The organism is Nocardioides bigeumensis (assembly GCF_039531755.1).
Taxonomy (GTDB): Bacteria; Actinomycetota; Actinomycetes; order Propionibacteriales; family Nocardioidaceae; genus Nocardioides; species Nocardioides bigeumensis.
Genome location: NZ_BAAAQQ010000014.1, coordinates 21,563 through 37,555, shown reverse-complemented (window position 1 = coordinate 37,555; position 15,993 = coordinate 21,563). Strand labels below are relative to the sequence as shown.

General features: G+C 70.6%; 13 protein-coding genes. 3 read left to right on the top strand and 10 right to left on the bottom strand.

The window, feature by feature from the left end:
- Window positions 1-197 precede the first annotated feature (197 nt).
- The 4 genes from ABD295_RS19535 to ABD295_RS19520 form a co-directional block, all read right to left on the bottom strand.
- On the bottom strand, window positions 198-1,445 hold the full coding sequence (locus ABD295_RS19535) for a vanadium-dependent haloperoxidase (protein WP_344305516.1): 1,248 nt from the start codon (window positions 1,443-1,445) through the stop codon (window positions 198-200).
- Window positions 1,446-1,522: 77 nt separating this feature from the next.
- Window positions 1,523-2,185: a hypothetical protein gene (locus ABD295_RS19530; protein ID WP_344305515.1), complete on the bottom strand. Its 663-nt coding sequence runs from the start codon at window positions 2,183-2,185 to the stop codon at window positions 1,523-1,525.
- 160 nt (window positions 2,186-2,345) lie between these two features.
- Complete coding sequence (locus ABD295_RS19525) at window positions 2,346-2,837, bottom strand: RNA polymerase sigma factor (RefSeq protein ID WP_344305514.1); 492 nt, start codon at window positions 2,835-2,837, stop codon at window positions 2,346-2,348.
- Between the two features lie 122 nt (window positions 2,838-2,959).
- Window positions 2,960-3,685 carry a response regulator transcription factor gene (locus ABD295_RS19520; RefSeq protein WP_344305513.1) on the bottom strand — a complete coding sequence of 242 codons (726 nt, stop codon included), beginning with the start codon at window positions 3,683-3,685 and terminating at the stop codon, window positions 2,960-2,962.
- 167 nt (window positions 3,686-3,852) lie between these two features.
- Here ABD295_RS19520 and hutH point away from each other — a divergent pair, with 167 nt between their 5' ends.
- The 3 genes from hutH to ABD295_RS19505 all read left to right on the top strand — a co-directional run bounded on the left by hutH (window position 3,853) and on the right by ABD295_RS19505 (window position 8,282).
- Window positions 3,853-5,418: a histidine ammonia-lyase gene (gene hutH, locus ABD295_RS19515; protein WP_344305512.1), complete on the top strand. Its 1,566-nt coding sequence runs from the start codon at window positions 3,853-3,855 to the stop codon at window positions 5,416-5,418.
- The gene (gene hutU, locus ABD295_RS19510) at window positions 5,415-7,079 is read left to right on the top strand and encodes a urocanate hydratase (protein WP_344305511.1); all 1,665 of its coding nucleotides are present in this window, start codon (window positions 5,415-5,417) and stop codon (window positions 7,077-7,079) included. The genes hutH and hutU overlap by 4 nt, the downstream gene beginning before the upstream one ends.
- A gap of 177 nt (window positions 7,080-7,256) precedes the next feature.
- Window positions 7,257-8,282: a hypothetical protein gene (locus ABD295_RS19505; RefSeq protein ID WP_344305510.1), complete on the top strand. Its 1,026-nt coding sequence runs from the start codon at window positions 7,257-7,259 to the stop codon at window positions 8,280-8,282.
- A 199-nt stretch (window positions 8,283-8,481) separates the two neighbouring features.
- On the opposite strand, the gene ABD295_RS19500 is transcribed toward ABD295_RS19505, so the two are convergent.
- Genes ABD295_RS19500 through ABD295_RS19475 form a run of 6 tightly spaced genes read right to left on the bottom strand, consistent with a single transcriptional unit; the run spans window position 8,482 to window position 15,923 of the window.
- A complete protein-coding gene (locus tag ABD295_RS19500; RefSeq protein WP_344305509.1) occupies window positions 8,482-10,509 on the bottom strand; it encodes a spermine/spermidine synthase domain-containing protein in 2,028 nt (675 codons plus the stop codon).
- A gap of 49 nt (window positions 10,510-10,558) precedes the next feature.
- Complete coding sequence (locus tag ABD295_RS19495) at window positions 10,559-11,434, bottom strand: HpcH/HpaI aldolase/citrate lyase family protein (RefSeq protein WP_344305508.1); 876 nt, start codon at window positions 11,432-11,434, stop codon at window positions 10,559-10,561.
- Window positions 11,431-12,507, bottom strand: coding sequence for an HpcH/HpaI aldolase/citrate lyase family protein (locus ABD295_RS19490; RefSeq protein ID WP_344305507.1), 1,077 nt, complete (start codon window positions 12,505-12,507; stop codon window positions 11,431-11,433). The genes ABD295_RS19495 and ABD295_RS19490 overlap by 4 nt, the downstream gene beginning before the upstream one ends.
- A 48-nt stretch (window positions 12,508-12,555) precedes the next feature.
- A complete protein-coding gene (locus ABD295_RS19485) occupies window positions 12,556-13,098 on the bottom strand; it encodes a DnaJ family domain-containing protein (protein WP_344305505.1) in 543 nt (180 codons plus the stop codon).
- Between the two features lie 33 nt (window positions 13,099-13,131).
- Window positions 13,132-14,580 carry an MFS transporter gene (locus tag ABD295_RS19480; protein WP_344305503.1) on the bottom strand — a complete coding sequence of 483 codons (1,449 nt, stop codon included), beginning with the start codon at window positions 14,578-14,580 and terminating at the stop codon, window positions 13,132-13,134.
- Window positions 14,577-15,923, bottom strand: coding sequence for a M20/M25/M40 family metallo-hydrolase (locus ABD295_RS19475; protein ID WP_344305502.1), 1,347 nt, complete (start codon window positions 15,921-15,923; stop codon window positions 14,577-14,579). Before ABD295_RS19475 ends, ABD295_RS19480 begins: the two co-directional genes overlap by 4 nt.
- Between the last annotated feature and the right edge of the window lie 70 nt (window positions 15,924-15,993).

The following is a 15,993-nucleotide window of genomic DNA, read 5'->3' as shown; positions in this document are numbered from 1 at the left end:
CCACGCGTGGAGGACGAGTCCATCGACAGCGTGCCCCGCTGCTCCACGACGACCGGGTCCGCCGCGCGCCCGCCGCAGCGGGAGGCCAAGTCGGGCCAGCCGCATCGAGATCACAGCCGGCGGAGCTGGTCGGACTGATACCCCGACGGCCAGCGGCCCGCCCTCCTGCGAGAGAACGGGCCGCCGATCGTGAGTGACTACTTGATCTCGCTCATCACCTCGTGGGCGACCGTGTGACCGAGGAGGTAGCCGTCGTCCATCGCGTCACGGAAGTGCAGCCCGCCCCAGATCCTGGCCATGAACGCGTCGTGCTCCAGCGCGGACAGGTCGGCGTAGGTGCGGTCGTCGAAGCCCGCGAGCCGCAGCTCCAGCTCGGTGTCCTCTCCCAGCGTGTGCCGCAGGATCTCGGCGAACGGCGCCGTGACGGCCGCGTGCCCGCTGGTGTAGTCGGAGTACGCCGGGTTCGGGATCAGCGGCGTCCAGTTGTCCTGAGGCTCGGTGTCGTCGTTGCCGTCGGTGGCGGCGCCGGCGATGGCCTGGAAGGGCCGCCAGAAGCCGATGTCGTACTTCAGTCGCCAGGTCTGCCTGAATGCCTCGACGGTGGCCGCGTCGAGCCGGGCGAAGAGCCGCGTCGTGGGGATCAGCCCCATCGGCTCGGCCTGCAGGTGCCGGATCAGGGCTTCGCGGTACATCACGACGACGCTCACGCTGGGCGTGCCGTTCATGAACCGCGAGATCGTCGTCTGCTCCGGCGACCGGTCGGCAGGCAGGGCGGTGGCCGACCCGATGCGCTTCACCTCGTTGTAGTCGGTGGTGTACTCGGGGCTCCCGAGCGGGTCGGGTCCGTCGAGCTGGACGGTCGGCACGTCGACGACCGGCCTGAGGAACGCGAACCACGCCAGCGCCATGCCGGTGGCCGGCGGCTGCCAGATGCCCGCCGCCGGCGTCTTCGAGTAGACGACCGACGAGTCGAAGCGACCGTCGCCGACGCGTGAGGCGATCATCCGGTCAGCGGCCGCGGCGCCGATCTCGACTCCGGCGTCCTCCTTCTTCCCGTCCGGCACCTCGGCGAGCGAGTCGGAGAGCTGGGCGTCGATCCGGCTGCGGGCTGCCCCGCCGGGGAAGTACGCCCACAGCACGTCGTGGGCCGCCGTGGCGACCGCGGCTGCGGCCGCGTGCGTCCCGTACCGCTGAGCCTCACGAGCGGCGTCGTGCACGGCGAGCGAGGTGAAGGAGAGGTACATCGCCATCACGGGCGGCCCGGGAGCCGGCGTCGTGTCGACCGACATGACCTTCAGTGCGGTGCGTTGCCAGTCGAGGGCGACCGACGACGCGAGCGGGCCGTCGCCCGCGTCCGCGGGCGAGCTGGTGAGGGCGACCACGGGCAGTGGTGCCGCGAGGAGCGCCGTGGCCGCGAGGGCTCGGGCATGGGTACGTGCAGGCATGACAGGACTCCTTTCAGGGCGCGCCCGACCGTCGGACGCACCTGAGGTGGTGCGGTGGGGGATGTCGCCGCTGCCCGTTACGGCGTGACTATGGAGGCGGTCTCGACCATGTGGACGAGCTCGTCGACCTGCCCCTCGGTGGCGGCAGGGCCGAAGCAGGCGTCGATCATGAGCGTCCTGCCGGCGACGTCGACGGTCCAGATGAGGTCCGTCCAGCCGCCCTCGGAGTAGCCCTTCTCCCAACTGGCATTGCGGTAGATCGAGAGCCACCCGCCGTCGCAGCTCGCCAGGTCGATGCCGGTGGGGACTTCCAGGCGGACGAGGTGCCCGTCGTAGCCGCCGACGCTCGCCGCTCGTGGTGGTCCGGTCGCGAGCCTTCTCATCTCTGCGAACGCGGCGGCGGTCTCCGCAGCGCCCCGACCAACCTTCAGAGGTCCGCCCTTGCATGGATCTTCGGACACCCGCTGGACGTCTCCGCTGAGCTCGATGCGAAGCGTGCCGGGGGCGTTGCCGACACCAGTGGTCAGGACCATGTCGTCGTCCTGGCTCCAGCCTGTGGGGACGTCCACCTCGAGGTAAGCGCCTCCGGAACCTTGGAACGCCACCAGGTAGCGCCCCGGATCGATCGGGGCAGGGTCGAGGAACTGCCCACGTTCGGGCACGAGGGTGCTGGCGCTCGTTGGCACGTCGTCCACGGGCTCCGGTGCCCCCTCGGTCGACCGCAGTCCGTACGTGGTCACGAGGACAGCCGCCACCGACGCGGCCGCAGCCCCGAAGGCACAGGCCGTTCGTCGTACCCACATGCGTCGCTTCGCGCGTCGCAGGACCCCCTCGAGCTCGGCCTCGACCCGTGGATCGAGGCTCTCGACTCTGGCCGAGAGTGCCGCACGAAGGTGGTGGTCACTCACCATCGCCGCTCACCCCCTCGAGCAGCGCGACGCCGAGACGGTTACGGGCCTGGAAGAGATGTTGCTTGACCGTCGAGGACGAGACCTCCATGAGCACGGCGATCTCGTCGATGGGTCTGTCCTCCAGGTAGTAGAGGGCCACCGCCGCCCGTTGTCGCGGCGGGAGTGCGGCGACCGCGTCGAGGAGGTCCAGGTCGCGGTGTCGATCGTCGGCTCCCCTGTCGTCGACGAGCTCCATCACCATCTGGCGCCGCTCCCGCTCTGCCCTGCGGATCGCCTCGCGCACGGCGACGGTGCGTACCCACGCGACCGGGTGGTCGTAGCGGATCGCCTTGCGCCAGCGCTCGTAGAGCCTCAGGAACGCCTCTTGGGTGACCTCCTCGGCGCGGCCCTTGTCGTGCAGCACCAGGAAGGCCGTGCGCAGCACCGAGGCGTACGACGAGCGGAACACCAGCTCGTACTCCACGCGGTCGTCGCGTCGCATCGGATCTCCTGGTCAGAGGCCTGTCTCGGCCGTTGTCGGTGCTGTTCCGCCTCTACCCATGACGAGGCGCCGGGCGGCGGCCAGGTTCAGCGCGCCGCGAGTGGTCTGGTCCAGCAGCGGCGTCAGTCGAGCGCGGCGACCCGGGCGACCCTGGCGCCACGGTCGACGTGCCCGGCCACCAGGTCGCGACCCTCGAACACCCGGACCGCTGCCAGCCTGTTGGTCACACCGAGCTTGCGATAGCTGTTCTCCAGGTGCTTGCTCACGGTGCCCGGCGACAAGAACAGCGAGGCGGCGACCTCCGCGTTGGAGAGCCCGTGGGCGACCCGCATCATGACGCGTCGTTCCTGGACGCTCAACGACTTCGGCAGGTGCGGTGTGTGGGCCTGGCGGAGATGTCGCTGGAGCACGGGCATGAGCACGTCGAGCATCGCCAGGTCGCGGTCACTGAACGGCTGTCGCTGCCGGTCCCAGAAGACCTGCGCCACCGCGTCGGCCCCGGAGCGGAAACCGATGGAGAGGCTGTCGACGTGCCCGGGCAGCATGGCGTTGCAGTACGCCGCCTGCTTGGGCTTCCTCGACCAGTGCATGACGCCGACGAAGAACGGGTCGCTGCCGTGCTCGTCGCCGTTGCGGAAGCGGCCGTAATAACCCCCCGGTGCTTCGCGGAAGTCGATGATCTCGCCGTCGTTCCTCGCGACGACGGCCCCGAGCGCGTCGCCGGGGACCAACAGCGCCAAGCTCTCGAGGAAGCCGCGATCGGGGACAGGTGACCCGGCGACCGGCTCCGCCGCCAGCAGGGTGCGCATCGCCGTCTGCTCGCGTGCGGAGAGCGTCAGGTCTGTCACCGCCCCTCCCTCCCCAGACCTTCAAAGGCCTTCTCGATCCTCCGAGAGTAGGACGGTCGGATCGCCACCGGAATACGCGAAGTGACGTAGTTCGGAGTCTCGGATTCGAGACAGCTTTGACTGCGCGGTGGATGGCAGTAGCGGGTCGGCGGGAGTTCGATGGAGCCATGACGACGACGGCTGCCCCTGGCACGACGGTGATGATCGGCATCGCGCCGGTGACCCCCGAGGAGGTCGTGGCCGTGGCCCGCGAGGGCGCGGCCGTCGCGCTGACCGAGGAGTCCGTCGCGGCGATGGCGCGCGCTCGGACCGTCGTCGAGGAGCTCGCGGCGGCGCCGACGCCGGCGTACGGCATCTCCACCGGGTTCGGCGCCCTGGCGACCCGGCACATCCCGACGGAGATGCGGGCGCGGCTGCAGCGCTCGCTGGTGCGGTCGCACGCGGCGGGCTCCGGACCCGAGGTCGAGCGCGAGGTCGTGCGCGGCCTGATGCTGCTGCGTCTCTCGACCCTGGCGACCGGGCACACCGGCATCCGGCCCGAGACGGCGAAGCTGATCGCCGGCCTGCTGTCGGCCGGGATCACTCCGGTGGTGCACGAGCACGGCTCGCTCGGCTGCTCCGGCGACCTCGCGCCGCTGTCGCACTGCGCGCTCGCGCTGATGGGGGAGGGTCAGGTCCGCGACGCGACGGGGAGCTTGATGCCCGCGGCGGAGGCCCTGGCCGCCGCCGGGCTCGAGCCGGTCGAGCTCGGCGCCAAGGAAGGCCTCGCTCTCATCAACGGCACCGACGGCATGCTGGGGATGCTGGTGCTGGCGCTGGCCGACCTGGACATGCTCCTGCGCACGGCGGACGTCGCGGCCGCCATGTCGGTCGAGGGCCAGCTCGCGACCGACCGGGTCTTCGCCCCCGAGCTGCAGGCGCTGCGGCCGCATCCCGGCCAGGCCGCGTCGGCGGCCAACCTGGTCGCGCTGCTGCGTGACTCCGGTGTCGTCGCGTCCCACCGCGGTCCCGACTGCAACCGCGTCCAGGACGCCTACTCCCTGCGCTGCTCGCCGCAGGTGCACGGCGCAGCCCGCGACACCGTCGCGCACGCCGCCCTCGTGGCGTCGCGCGAGCTCGCGTCGGCCATCGACAACCCGGTGGTGCTTCCGGAAGAGGGACGCGTCGAGTCCAACGGCAACTTCCACGGGGCGCCGGTCGCCTACGTGCTCGACTTCCTCGCGATCGCCGCCGCCGACGTGGCCTCGATCAGCGAACGGCGTACCGACCGCTTCCTCGACAAGGCGCGCTCGCACGGGCTGCCGCCCTTCCTCGCGTCCGACCCGGGTGTCGACAGCGGGCACATGATCGCGCAGTACACGCAGGCCGCGATCGTGTCGGAGATGAAGCGGCTCGCGGTGCCGGCTTCGGTCGACTCGATCCCGTCGTCGGCGATGCAGGAGGACCACGTGTCGATGGGCTGGTCGGCGGCGCGCAAGCTGCGGCGGTCGGTCGACGGACTCTCTCGTGTCCTGGCGATCGAGGTGCTGACCGCCGCGCGGGCCCTCGACTTCCGGGCACCGCTGCAACCTTCGCCCGCGACCGGCGCGGTGGTCACGTTGCTGCGCTCGTCCGGCATCGAAGGTCCCGGCCCCGACCGCCACCTCTCGCCCGAGATCGAGACGGCCGTCTCGCTCGTCCAGTCCGGCGCCGTCGTACGCGCCGTCGAGTCCGTGATCGGAGACCTGTCATGACCCGCACCACCAACCCCCGGCTGCCGATCCATGCCGCCCACGGCACCGAGCTGTCCGCGCTGTCGTGGCAGACCGAGGCTCCGCTGCGGATGCTGATGAACAACCTCGACCCCGAGAACGCCGAGCGCCCCGAGGACCTGGTGGTGTACGGCGGCACCGGCAAGGCGGCGCGCAACTGGGAGTCGTACGACGCGCTGGTCCGCACGCTGCGCACGCTGAAGGACGACGAGACGATGCTCGTGCAGTCCGGCAAGCCGGTCGGCGTGATGCGCACGCACGAGTGGGCGCCGCGGGTGCTCATCGCCAACTCCAACCTCGTGGGCGACTGGGCCAACTGGGAGGAGTTTCGGCGGCTCGAGGACCTCGGTCTGACGATGTACGGCCAGATGACGGCCGGGTCGTGGATCTACATCGGGACGCAAGGGATCCTGCAGGGCACCTTCGAGACGTTCGCGGCGGTGGCCGACAAGAGGTTCTCGGGCACGCTCGCCGGGACGATCACGGTCACCGCCGGGCTCGGTGGCATGGGCGGCGCGCAGCCGCTCGCGGTCACCATGAACGCCGGCGTCGCGATCTGCATCGAGGTCGACCAGTCACGGATCACCCGGCGCATCGAGCACCGCTACCTCGACGAGCAGGCCTCGTCGCTGTCCGACGCGGTCGCTCGCGCGACCGCCGCTCGGGACGAGCGCCGGCCGCTCTCGATCGGGGTGCTCGGCAACGCCGCCGAGCTGCTGCCGCGGCTGTTGGAGATGGGCGCGCCCATCGACATCGTCACCGACCAGACCTCGGCGCACGACCCGTTGTTCTATCTGCCGACCGGCGTCTCCTTCGACGACTGGGAGCGCGAGCGCACTGAGGACCCGGCCGGCTTCACCAAGCGCGCGCGGGAGTCGATGGCCGGGCACGTGCGCGCGATGGTCGAGCTGCAGGACGCCGGCGCGGAGGTCTTCGACTACGGCAACTCGATCCGCGACGAGGCCAGGAAGGGCGGCTACGACAGGGCTTTCGAGTTCCCGGGCTTCGTGCCGGCGTACATCCGGCTGCTCTTCTGCGAGGGCAAGGGCCCGTTCCGGTGGGCCGCGCTCTCGGGAGACCCGGCCGACATCGCCGCGACGGACCGGGCGATCCTCGAGCTGTTCCCCGACAACGAGCGGCTGCGCAAGTGGATCACGATGGCGGGGGAGCGCGTGCACTTCCAGGGGCTGCCGGCGCGGATCTGCTGGCTCGGCTATGGCGAGCGTCATCTCGCCGGGCTGCGGTTCAACGAGATGGTCGCGTCGGGCGAGCTGAAGGCGCCGGTCGTGATCGGGCGCGACCACCTCGACTGCGGGTCGGTCGCGTCGCCGTACCGCGAGACCGAGGCCATGCTCGACGGCTCCGACGCCATCGCCGACTGGGCGCTGCTCAACGCGCTGGTCAACACCGCATCCGGGGCGACCTGGGTCTCCATCCACCACGGCGGCGGCGTCGGCATGGGCCGCTCCATCCACGCCGGCCAGGTCTGCGTCGCCGACGGCACCGACCTCGCCGCCCAGAAGATCGAGCGAGTCCTCACCAACGATCCGGGCATGGGCATCATCCGCCACGTCGACGCGGGCTACGACAGCGCCGCCGAGGTCGCCGAGGCTCGCGGCGTCCGCATCCCGATGGCGGAGTAGTCCCGCCCTTGGAGTTACCTGACCACGAAAGGCACCTTCCGATCGACTGAGGATTGCGCTTTTCGTGGTCAGGTATCCCGGCCCACCAGGTGTCCACAGCCGGCCTCATGCGCCACCCGTCCACAGGGACGGCCGCTGCGGACGTCGCAAGGACGGCGCGCGTCGCAGCCTGCGTTCGTGCACGAACTTCTGTGGCAGCCGAGGTGTGAGCGGCCCGTCGGTCTGATCCGTCCGGTCCGGCTCGATCCGGCAGGGGTCGCGGGGCCGACCCGCAGCCAAGCGCGCAGCCGCAAGTGGCGGTCGACCGGACACGGTTGGTACGTCGACGCGAGGGCGGCTCCCACTTGCGTCGAGCAACGGATCCTCGAGCAGGCGGTCAAGGTCGAGCGTGGTGGCGTGGTCACCGGTTGGGCCGTGCTGCGCTGGCATGGGGCTCGGTACTTCGACGGGCTGACCGCAGGTGGGCGACAGCGGGAGGTGCCGCTCATCCGTCTGACGGGCCGCTATCCCAAGGGTGCCGATTGGCGCCGCCACAAGATCGGGGCGCAGGAGCAGGAGATCGTCGCCGGCATCAGGTGCGCGACGGTCCAGCGTGCGTTGTTCGATGAGATGCGATTCAGCGACCTCCGCTCCGCGGTCGTCGCGATGGAGATGGCCGCAGCGGCAGGGCTGACGTCGTCCTGGCTGATGACGCTGTACACCTCTCACCGACAAGGCTGGGAAGGGATCCCCCTCGTCCGCGAGGCCCTCACGCTCGCCGGCGACGACAGTCGCTCACCGCAGGAGACGCGGCTGAAGCTTGTCTGGATCCTGGATTCGGGACTGCCGTACCCCGTCGTCAACCAGCCGGTCTTCGACCTCAGGGGCAACCTGCTGGGCATTCCTGACCTCCTCGACCCTTGCCTGGGCGTCGTCGGTGAGTACGACGGCGTGGATCACAAGGACCGGGACCGGCACCGCAAGGACGTCGAGCGCGAGCAGCGGTACCGCGAGCACGGACTCGAGTACTTCACCGTCGTCGGTGGAGACCTCCGCGACAGGGACATGGTCGCGCGACGGATCCACGCGGCGAGGTCGCGGGCTCGCGTCCTCGAGGTACCGCGCCGCTGGACGTTGAGGCAGCCGCCGTGGTGGCGGGCTCAGGAGTCGCTGGACGCTCGGCTCATCCGCGCGGGCCGGGTCGGTGAGCTCATCCGTTGGTGAAGTCCCTCTCGCTACTTGACCACGAGAAGCACCATCCAGGTCGCGCCAGAAGGTGCCTTTCGTGGTCAGGTATCGAGCCCGGGCGGGCGCCGACGACTCGATCCGCCAGCCCATGTCGGTGTAGGCCCAGGCTGCGGGACCGACCAGGCGAGGCCCGGGCCGGCCACGAGGACCGCGATGAACTGGTGGAGCAGCTGGGTCAGGCGGTGCGCAGGCCGGTCTTCGGCACGAGCAGGAAGGCCACCAGGTAGAGCAGTCCCGTCACCAGCAGCAGGTTGTTGTAGCCGGTGAGCAGCGCGGCGTACTCCAGGCAGCCGCCGACGATCGCGCCGAGCAGGTTGATCGCGAACGCCGACTGCGAGTCAGAGGACTCGGCGAACCTCTTGGCGAAGGCGACGTTGGCGAGGTAGATCGGCAGGAAGGCGACGAGGGTTGCCGCCAGCAGCCGCGGCCAGAACGGCAGGTACAGCAGCCAGCCGGGCTTGACCAACCACGCAAAGGCCAACGACGCCGCGATCGCTGCGAACACCACCGGCAGCGGTGGAGTTCGGAACCGCCTGGTCGTCTCGACCGCCGCCAGCACCACGACCAGGACGCCCGCGAAGACCAGTGCGTTGACGAACCAGGTCGTGCCGAAGAGCAGGGCGAAGGTCGCGACGTTCTTGGTCTCCAGCAGCAGGAACGCCGCGCCCATGAAGAAGAGGTCGGCGTACGGCCGCATCTGGCTGATCGGTCCGCCCAGGACTCGCACCGCGAGAAAAGAAGCGAAGAGGATGCCGAGCAGGGTCACGATGTAGAGGGGTGGGAACGAGTCGCCCTTGAAGTAGAGGAACGGCGCGTCGTCGGTGGCGGGCTCGATGACGTCGCCCGTCGGCGACCACACCGTCTCGCACGTCTGGAACTGCTCGACCACAGCGACGGTGATGACCGCCTGCGCGCCGGCGAAGGTGTCCACGCAGGGCGGGTGTCCGAAGACGTCGGCGGCGGTGCCGGCCAGCCGGTCTATCAGCCAGGTCTCGCGGTAGTAGTTGTACATCGCGAACGCGCCGTCGGGCTTGAGGTGATCGCGGACGGACCGCATGGCCTCCTCGGTGAAGAGGAACGACTCGAGCCGGATCTGGGACGCGCCGCTCACCAACGTCAGTGAGTCCGGCAGCGCGAAGAGGATGAGGTCGTACTCCTTGTCGCCGAGTCCCTGGAGGAAGGCCCGCCCGTCGTTGGCGTGCTCGGTCACCTGCTCGCTCTGGTACGGCCTGTCGAGGTTCTTCTCCTCTCCGATCTCGAGGATGCGGGGGTCGATGTCGACAGCGTCGACGTGCCCCGCGCCCTTGCTCAGCGCGATGGCCACGTCGGAGCCTGAGCCCGCGCCCACGATGAGCACGTCCTCCAGCCGGTTCGTCGGCGTCCGGAGGTACGGCGTCTGGTAGATCTGCTCTCCGAGGTTCATCTTCCACTCGGCCGGCGCCATCAGCTGGTGCGGGACCCCGTTGGCCTTGATCAGGAGGAAGCCGTTGTCAGGCTGGTCCACGTCCTCGGTCTGGATCTTGTAGTACGGCGACCAGCTGACGCCGGCCGCGACCGACTCGACGAGGAGCATGCCGACCACGATGGCCGAGCACACCGCGGCCACGGCCTTTCCGCGGATGCCGCGCCAGAGCGCGACGTAGAGGAGACAGGCGACGACGCCCCAGACGACCGAGGGGGCCCGCAAGAAGCTCAGCAGGCTGAACGCGGTGATGCCGGTCAGCGAGCCGATGAGGTCGTAGCGGTACGCCGTCAGCGGGACGAGACGTCCGAAGCACTGGCCGACGAGCTCGGCCGGCCCGGCCAGGACGACAGCGACGATGAGGAACACCACGGGCAGCGCCAACCAAGCGGGCGGACCGCTGACGGCGAGAGACGTGAAGTAGATGACGTCGGAGCCCTGGCGCTCGATCGTCACGGGGAACTGCAGCACGCCGACGACGAGCGCGGTCAGCAAAGGGAGCGACACCGGCCAGATGGACCAGGACTTCCGGCTGATCAGGAAGCCCGCGCCGATGCCGAGGAAGGACCCCAGGAGCACGAAGTTGGAGAAGTAGCTGAGGTGGACGACGTTGGCGCCCAGCCAGCGGATCAGCGCGAGCTCCAGGAAGAGCATCAGCGAGCTCGAGAGCAGCAGCCGCACCACGGCCCCCCGGTCGACGGCCTGGGTCGACGGGCCGCTGCGGGTCACCTCGGAGGTCACGCCGCGATGTTGTCACAGCGGAGCGGAGCTGCCCCCGTCCGCCGCGTGTTCACGAACGCGAGCTGATCGCCTCGTGCAGCGCGAGCGTGCGCTCGGCGGTGTCCACGTGCAGGCGCTCGACCATGCGTCCGTTGTAGGTCACCACTCCGGCACCGCGCCCCGCCTCCCAGGCCTCGACGATCCCGCGCGCGTCGGCGACGGCGGCCTCGCTCGGGGCGAACGCCCGGTTGGCGGCCTCCACCTGGCCGGGGTGGATGAGGGTCTTGCCGTCGAAGCCGAGCTCGCGTCCCTGGCGGCACTCGGCGAGAAAGCCCTCGGTGTCCTTCACATCGTTGAAGACCCCATCGAGGATGGCCGTGCCGGTGGCTCGCGCCGCCAGCAGCGCCAGCGAGAGACCGGTGAGCAGCGGTGCCCGACCCGGGACGTGCTCGGCGAACAGCTCCTTGGCCAGGTCGTTGGTGCCCATCACGAACACCGTCAGCCGCTCGGAGGCGGCGCCGATCTCCTCGGCGTGCAGCATCGCGCGCGGCGTCTCGACCATCGCCCAGAGCTTGGTGTGCTCCGGTGCGCCGAGCGCCTCCATGGCCGCCACGAGGGCGCGCACGGCGTCGGCCGAGTCGACCTTCGGCACGACGATCGCGTCCGGACCCGCCGCGCTGACCGCCGCGAGGTCGTCGTCGTGCCACTGGGTGCCGGCCGCGTTGATCCGGATCGTCAGCTCGCGGTCGCCGTAGTCGCCCGAGCGGGCGGCCGCACAGGCGGCCTCTCGGGCGGCCGGCTTGGCGTCGGGGGCGACCGCGTCCTCGAGATCGAGGATCAGCGCGTCGGCCGGCAAGGTCTTGGCCTTCTCCAGCGCGCGCTCGTTGGATGCAGGGAGATAGAGCACCGACCGACGTGGGCGGAGCCCTGGGTCCTCGGCGGTCACGCGTCGATCCCGTCCGGGACCTCGGCGTAGGCGGCCTTGAGCTCGGGGTCGATCGCTGCGAGCTCCTCGGCGAGCCGGACCATCACGAGGCACTGCTTCAGCGAGGCGTCGTCCTCCATCTTGCCGTCGAGCATCACCGCGCCGGTGCCGTCACCCATGGCGGCGACGACGCGGCGTGCGTGCGCGACGTCCTCGACGCTCGGGGAGAAGACCTTGCGGGCGATCTCGATCTGCGACGGGTGCAGGGACCACGCGCCCACACACCCGAGCAGGAAGGCGTTGCGGAACTGGTCCTCGCACGCGAGCGTGTCGGCGATGTCGCCGAACGGCCCGTAGTAGGGGTACATGCCGTGCATCGCGCACGCGTCGACCATCCGCGCGATCGTGTAGTGCCACAGGTCCTGCTGGTACGTCGACCGCTGCTGGTCGGAGCCGTCGGAGTCGCGCACCGGGTCCTCGCGGACGAGGTAGCCGGGGTGACCGCCGCCCACCCGGGTCGTCTTCATGCGCCGGTCGGCGGCGAGGTCGGCGGGCCCGAGGGAGAGCCCCTGCATGCGCGGGCTGGCGCCGCAGATCTCCTCGACGTTGGCCACGCCGCGCGCGGTCTCGAGGATCGCGTGCACCAGGAGCGGCCGGTCGAGACCTGCCTTCGCCTCGAGCTGGGCGAGCAGCCGGTCGACGTAGTGGATGTCGTCGGCGCCCTCGACCTTCGGGACCATGATGACGTCGAGCTTGTCGCCGATCTCGGACACCAGGGTGGTCAGGTCGTCGAGCACCCAGGGGCTGTCGAGGGAGTTGACGCGGGTCCACAGCTGGGTGGGCCCGAACTCGTTGGCCTTCGCGATCTCGACGAGACCAGCGCGCGCGGCCTCCTTGCGGTCCGCCTTGACGGCGTCCTCGAGGTTGCCCAGCAAGACGTCGACCTTGCCGACGAGCTGGGGCACCTTGGCCGCCATCTTCTCGTTGCTCGGGTCGAAGAAGTGGATCGCGCGGCTCGGCCTCGCGGGGATCTCGCGCAGCGGCTCGGGAGCCCCGACGGCGAGCGGACGGAAGAAGTCCTTGGCGGATCGCATGCGGCGGAACGTACCGTCGTACGGCTGCCGAGCGGTATGACCTAAGCCTCAGCCCTTGCGGAACCGCCGGCGCCGTCTGGCCCTCTCGTGGGTCTCACGCTGGGCGACCGCGGCCCGCTGAGCCTCGTGCCGTGCGGCCCGGCGCCCCTTCCAGCGCTCGACCTCGGCGTCCACGTCGCGCTCCTTGGTGATCATCGGCGGACCACCAAGTGGCTGGATCCGGGCCTTGCGGACGCGGTCGTTGAAGTCGTCGAGCTCGGCACGCACCTCTCGCTCGGTGGTGACGCGGTCCAGCTTGCCGTCCAGCTGCGCGTCATCGGTGCGCAGCTGCAGCGCCGGGGGCAGCACGCCGGTGATCTGCTCACGCTCGACGAGCTTCTTCACCCACCAGTCCGGGTCGTGCTGCGTGCCCAGGTCCTCCAGCGGCTTGCCGAACCCGGGGAGGTCGTCGAAGTCGCCGCGTTGCTGGGCCTGCTGCACCTGCAGCTCGACCCACTTCGCCTGCTGCTGCATTCGCTGGTACGCCGCGGACTTGCCCGTGCGCGGGTCTCGCGGGGGCTGCCGGTCGGGAGCCGGTGACTTCTCGGCCATGCCTCCACCGTACGTCGGCCGCGCCCTGGTGGGTCAGCCCACCTCGAGCGGACGGTCGGAGAACGCGTGCTTCGGCGCGGCGAGCAGCGCCAGCGCTGCGAGGAACCCGGCACCCGAGCACACCGCCCAGACGGTGAGGTAGCCCGACAGGGGAGCGACCTGCTCGCCGGCCGCGTCGAGCGAGCCGGTGGCCGCCAGGGCGATCGCGAAGATGGCTGACGCGATCGCCCCGCCGAGGGTCTTGGTGCCGTTGGTCATGCCGGTCGCGATGCCGGTGCGGTCGGGCGGGGCGGCAGCAGCCGCGGCCGCGGGGAGGGCGGCCACGAGCGCCCCCGAGCCCAACCCCGCGATGCCCATGTTGAGCAGCGCCTGCAGCGTCGTGTCGTGGAAGGGCAGCCACAGGAGGTAGCCCAGTCCCACCAGTGCACACGCCACGACCAGGGCCCGGCGTACGCCCAGCCATCGCGACGTGAGCGGGAGCGTGAAGGCGCCGATCGCGAGGGTGATGACGTAGACCCCGATCAGCGTGGAGATGAAGGCCGAGTCCGCTCCCAGCCCGTAGCCCCGCACGTCCGGGTCGGCCTGGGCGTACGTCGACAACGGGATCTGCCCGCCCAGCACGGGGATGCCGAAGAGGAAGGCCGTGAGCTGGACCGGCCACTGAGCCGGCTTCGCGAGCAGTCGAACGTCCACGATCGGCTCGGCGAGGCCGAGCTCGTAGCGCACGAACGGCACGAACGCCGCGAGCCCCACCAGCACGACGAGCCAGGCGACGAGGCTGTCGGGGCCGTCGACACGGATCAGCACCATGCCGGCCATCACGAGCCCGATCGCCAGTGTCACCAGGCCGAGGCCCGCCCAGTCGATGCCTCCGGTCGACTCGCCGCGAGCGTCCTCGATGCCGAACAGGACGACGAAGAAGACCGCCGTCACCACGATCGCGGGGAGCGCGAGGATGACGTTCATGCCCGTGGTGTCGACGAGCAGGCCGCTGGTCAGGGCGCCGATGATGACCGCTAGCTCGAGGGCCCCGACCAGCACGGCAGCTCCCCGGCGGGTGAGGAGCTCCTGGCGGCCGGAGTCGCGGGTACGCCGGTGGATGATCGCGATCTCGAGCGGCAGCCACACGACGTACGCACCTTGGACCGCCCAGCCGATCAGGAACGTCGTGAAGGACGGCGCGAACGCCAGGATCCACGAGCCCAACGCGGTGACCGCCGTCGAGAGCAGCAGGACCTTCTTGTGCCCGATGAGGTCGCCCAGTCGCGCCAGGATCGGGATGCACAGCGCCGAGACGATCAGCTGGGCGGCCTCGAACCAGTTGACGTCGCCCTCGGGGATCGAGAGATGGTCGGCGATCTGCGGGTAGATCGGCGTGTAGTAGCCCTGCAGGACGCCGCTGGCGACCTCGACCATGACGAGGAAGCCGACGACGGCGACGAGGCCGTGCACGGGCCTGACCTGCGTCGTGGGTGTGCTCACGCGGGCTCCGTTCGGTGGTCGAGACCCTCGATCAGGTGCTGGTACCAGTCCACGCCTGCGACGAAGTCGTCGACGCCGATGCGCTCGTCGTAGGAGTGGATCGCCTCGCGCTGGGCCTTGCTCATCCGGAACGGCGCGAACCGGTAGACCCGCTCGCAGATCCCGGTGAAGAACCGCGAGTCGGTGGCGGCCATCATCACGTAGGGCGACACGACCGCGTCCGGGAAGTCGGCCGCGATGGTGGCGGCGAGGAGGTCGAACGCCTCGTCGCCGTCGTAGGGCGACAGCGGGCTCGGCTCGTTGGCCTCGACCACCTCGATGTCGATGGTCTTGTCACGGATCGTCTTGCGCACGTGGGCGATCACGCCGTCGACGGAGTCGCCGACCAGGATCCGGAGGTTGAGGCCGGCGGTGGCGCGCGAGGCGATCACGTTGAGTGCCGGTGAGCCGGACAGGGTCGTGGCGGCCAGCGTCGTACGGGTCATCGCAGCCGACTCGGGGCCGGCGGCGACGAGCGCCCGGGTCAGCAGCGGGGCCAAGCGCTCGGCGTTGCCCATCAGCGGGCGGAGCGCCACAGGCGCGTGCGGCGCGAGCCGGGTCATCAGCTCGCGGGTCGGCGCGGGCAGGCTCGAGGGGAACGGCGCCTTCTCCAGCCGGTTGATCGCGCGGGCGATCCGCGCGGTCGGCCCGTTGCGGGCCGGCGTCGAGGCGTGCCCGCCGCGGCCCTGCGCCGTGAGCAGCAGCGAGGTGACGCCCTTCTCGGTGACCCCGATGACGGCGACCGGCGGCTTGACGCCAGGGAAGGCGCCGTGGGCGACAGCGCCACCTTCGTCGAGCACGAACCAGGGGCGGACGCCGCGTCGCTCGAGCTCCTCGACCGCCATGCGGGCCGCTCCTCCTGAGACTTCCTCGTCGCACCCGAAGGAGAGCCACACGTCCTGCGCCGGCGTGAAGTCCTGCTCGAGCAGCCGCTCGACGGCCTCGCAGATGCCCACGACGCAGCCCTTGTCGTCGAGCGTGCCGCGGCCCCAGAGCTCGCCGTCGACGATGTCGCCGCCGAAGGCGGGGTGTCGCCAGGGGGCCGTGTCGTCGACCGGGACGACGTCGAGGTGGCCCATGAGGACGACGGGCCGCTCCTGGGCGCGTCCGGACCAGTGGAAGAGCAGCCCGTGCGTCGCGACGCGGGTCAGCTCGAGGCGGTCGTGAAGGAGCGGGAACTGGCGCTCGAGCTCGGCGAGCAGGTCGTCGAACGCCGCCCGGTCGACCTGCGCCGGATCGCGGTCGGAGACGGTCGCGATGCGCACCAGGGCCTGGAGCTTGGCGACGACCCGGTCCTGCGACACGTGCGCAACCTAGTGCGCGACCCCGGGAAATGCGACGAGATGCGACTGGGCCCGGGTCGATGACCCGGGC